We start from the raw sequence: 3,034 nt of genomic DNA on the forward strand, positions 1-3,034 counted from the left end.
GCCTCCCTCTGGATCAGCCGTACGGTACGACGGCGACCGGGCAGCGCACATGGTGGATCACCGCGTGTGCCACCGGACCGAGGTGATGGTGGCGCCTCCGAGACCATGATCCGGACCAGTGGCGGACCAGATCCGGTCCGCGATCAAGAGTCCGCAGGTCAGAACGCCCCTGGTCAGCGGCCTGTAAATCTGTCGCGCAAGCTACGCAGGTTCGAACCCTGCACCAGCCACAGGATAGAGAAACAGCCCCTGATCTGCGGAAACGCAGATCAGGGGCTGTTTCGTTTGCCCGGGCGCCGATGGGTGCCCGTTATTGCATATTGCTTGCAATAACGGGGTGCAGGCAGCAGAGTGGGAGGCCGGGGGTGGGAGTCCTTCGACTGAGCTGATCGTCTTCCCAACCGGCGCCCGCCGGGACAACGGCTCGCCCACCCCCGCCAACAGCCCCTCCCACCGGCCCGACGGCCGCGTCAAGGGCGCGTCAAAGGCGCTCGTGGCGGCGTCAGGAACGCGTAGGGGCCGGGGGTGGGCCGGGCGCCCGGACCGCAGGATCGGAGCAACTACCGACCGCGGAGGTCCCGTCCGATGTCCAGCGCCATCTCCACCCCGGCCGTGACGGCCGACGAACCGCCCGATACCGGGGTGGGTGACGAACGGCACCGGCTCACCGCGATGGGCGGACTGGCGGCGCTCTCGCTGGACGCCATGGCCTCGGTCGCGTACGGGCCGGAGTCGATCGTGCTGGTGCTGGCCGCCGCCGGTTCGTACGGGCTGGGTTTCACCCTGCCGGTCACGGTGGCGATCGCCGTCCTGCTCGTGGTGCTGGTCGCCTCCTACCGGCAGGTGATCGCGGCCTTCCCGGACGGCGGCGGCTCGTACGCGGTGGCCAAGGCCCACCTGGGCCGTCGGACGGCGCTGACCGCGGCCGCCTCGCTGGTGATCGACTACATCCTGAACGTCGCGGTCTCGGTGACCGCCGGCGTGGCCGCGCTCACCTCCGCCGTTCCCGGTCTCTACGGCGACCGGGTCTGGCTCTGCCTGGGCGTGCTCGCGCTGGTGACCGCGGTGAACCTGCGCGGCATCGCCGAGTCGGCCCGCTGGTTCATGGCCCCGACGGCCGTCTTCGTCCTCGCCATCCTGGCGATCATCGTGGTCGGCCTGTTCCGGGACGCCCCGGTCAGCACCGAGGCCGCCGCCGGCCACGCCTCCGTGCTCGCCGAGAACGCCACCGCCGTCGGCGCGCTGCTGCTGCTCAAGGCCTTCGCGGCCGGCTGCTCGGCACTCACCGGCGTCGAGGCGGTGGCGAACGCCGTCCCCTCCTTCCGCACCCCGCGGGTGAAGCGCGCCCAGCACACCGAGGTCGCGCTCGGCGCCCTGCTCGGCGTGATGCTGATCGGACTGGCGGTGCTGATCGACCGCTTCCACCTCCAGCCGGTGGAGGGCGTCACCGTGCTCGCCCAGCTCGCCGACGCCTCGCTCGGCCACGGCGTCGGCTTCTTCGTCGTCCAGTTCGCCACCGTGGTCCTGCTCGGCCTGGCCGCCAACACCTCCTTCGGCGGCCTGCCGGTGCTGATGGACCTGCTGGCTCGGGACAACCACCTCCCGCACGTGTTCGCGCTGCGCGCCGACCGCCAGGTGTACCGGTACGGCGTGCTGTTCCTCGCCGCGGTGTCGGCCGCGCTGCTGGTCGGCTCCGGCGGTGACGTCAACAGCCTGGTGCCGCTCTTCTCGATCGGCGTGTTCGTCGGCTTCACCATCTGCCAGGTCGGCATGGTCCGGCACTGGTTCCTGAACCGCCCGGCCGGATGGCAGCGGAAGGCCGCGCTGAACGGCTTCGGCGCCCTGCTGACCGGCGTCGCCACGCTCGTGGTGACCGGCACCAAGTTCACCGAGGGCGCCTGGGGGATCGTGGTCGCCCTGCCGCTGCTGGTGGTGCTGTTCGAGGCGATCCACCGCAGCTACGGGCGGATCGGCGAACGCCTGGAGCTCGGCCGGGTGCCGGGTGCGGTGACCCGCCAGCGCAGCCTGGTGGTGGTCCCGGTGACGGCGATCACCCGGCTCACCCGGGACGGCCTGTCGGCGGCCCTGTCGCTGGGCGACGAGGTGTTCGCGGTGACCGTGGTGCACGAGCAGGCCCAGGCGGAGGCGCTGCGCCGGGACTGGGAGCTGTGGCAGCCCGGCGTGCCCCTGCTGGAGATCCAGGACGACCACCGGCGCCTGGGGCAGCCGATCGCCGAGTTCGTCAACAGGCTCGGCGAGGAGCACGCCTACGACCGGCTCACCGTCCTGATCCCCGAGGTGGAGCCCGCCCACTGGTTCCAGCGGGCGCTGCAGAACCGGCGCGGCGCCGTGATCGACCGCGCCCTGCGCCGGCACACCGACGCGGTGGTCTGCCGGCTGCGGATGCGGATGTGACCGGATGCGGATGTGACCCGGGCCGCCCGGCCCGACGACGCACCGCGATCCGAGGCATCCTGGTGCGTTCCTGGCACCGGTGCGAAACCATCCCGTACCCGAACGAAGCCCCGGGCGGCAGTCCGCCGCCCGGGGCTTCCGTGTACCCAGGCCAGGCCCCGGATCTCGGCCCGATCACGACGGTCTCGGTCCGGTGAAGCGGGCGTCAAGGTGGCGTCAACGCCGCGCCGTCACCCGTATGGAGGGCGTCAGGGACCCCTAACGCGCCCTAGACGGCTGGTTTGCTGCATCTGCCGGCCGTCCGCCGGTGCCGCACGGAGCCCCTGGCCCGCTCGCGGCATCTCCCGAACCACGCTGGTGGAGCCCATGTCCGATCTCATCTACGTCGGTGTCACGGTCGCCGTGTTCGCCGTCATCGCCCTGATCGCGCGGGGGGTGGAGAAGCTGTGAACGAGCGCAGCGAGCGAACCATCAACAGGGGCGCGTGGCGCGAAGCGCCCGCCGAGCGCAGCGAGGTGGGCGCATGAGTGCCGAGAACATCGCTGGTCTGGTCGTGGCCGTCGCGCTCGTCGGCTACCTCGTCGTGGCGCTGATCTTCCCGGAGAAGTTCTGACATGGG

General features: G+C 71.4%; 2 protein-coding genes. Both read left to right on the forward strand.

The window, feature by feature from the left end:
• Nucleotides 1-585 precede the first annotated feature (585 nt).
• Nucleotides 586-2,415: an APC family permease gene (locus ABZW30_RS46685; protein WP_355677442.1), complete on the forward strand. Its 1,830-nt coding sequence runs from the start codon at nucleotides 586-588 to the stop codon at nucleotides 2,413-2,415.
• A 523-nt stretch (nucleotides 2,416-2,938) separates the two neighbouring features.
• Entirely contained in the window at nucleotides 2,939-3,028 is a 90-nt protein-coding gene (kdpF, locus tag ABZW30_RS46690) for a K(+)-transporting ATPase subunit F (protein ID WP_045693083.1), read from the forward strand.
• Nucleotides 3,029-3,034: the final 6 nt, after the last annotated feature.

The sequence above is a fragment of the Kitasatospora sp. NPDC004669 genome (genome assembly GCF_040609455.1).
In the GTDB taxonomy this organism is placed as follows: Bacteria; Actinomycetota; Actinomycetes; order Streptomycetales; family Streptomycetaceae; genus Kitasatospora.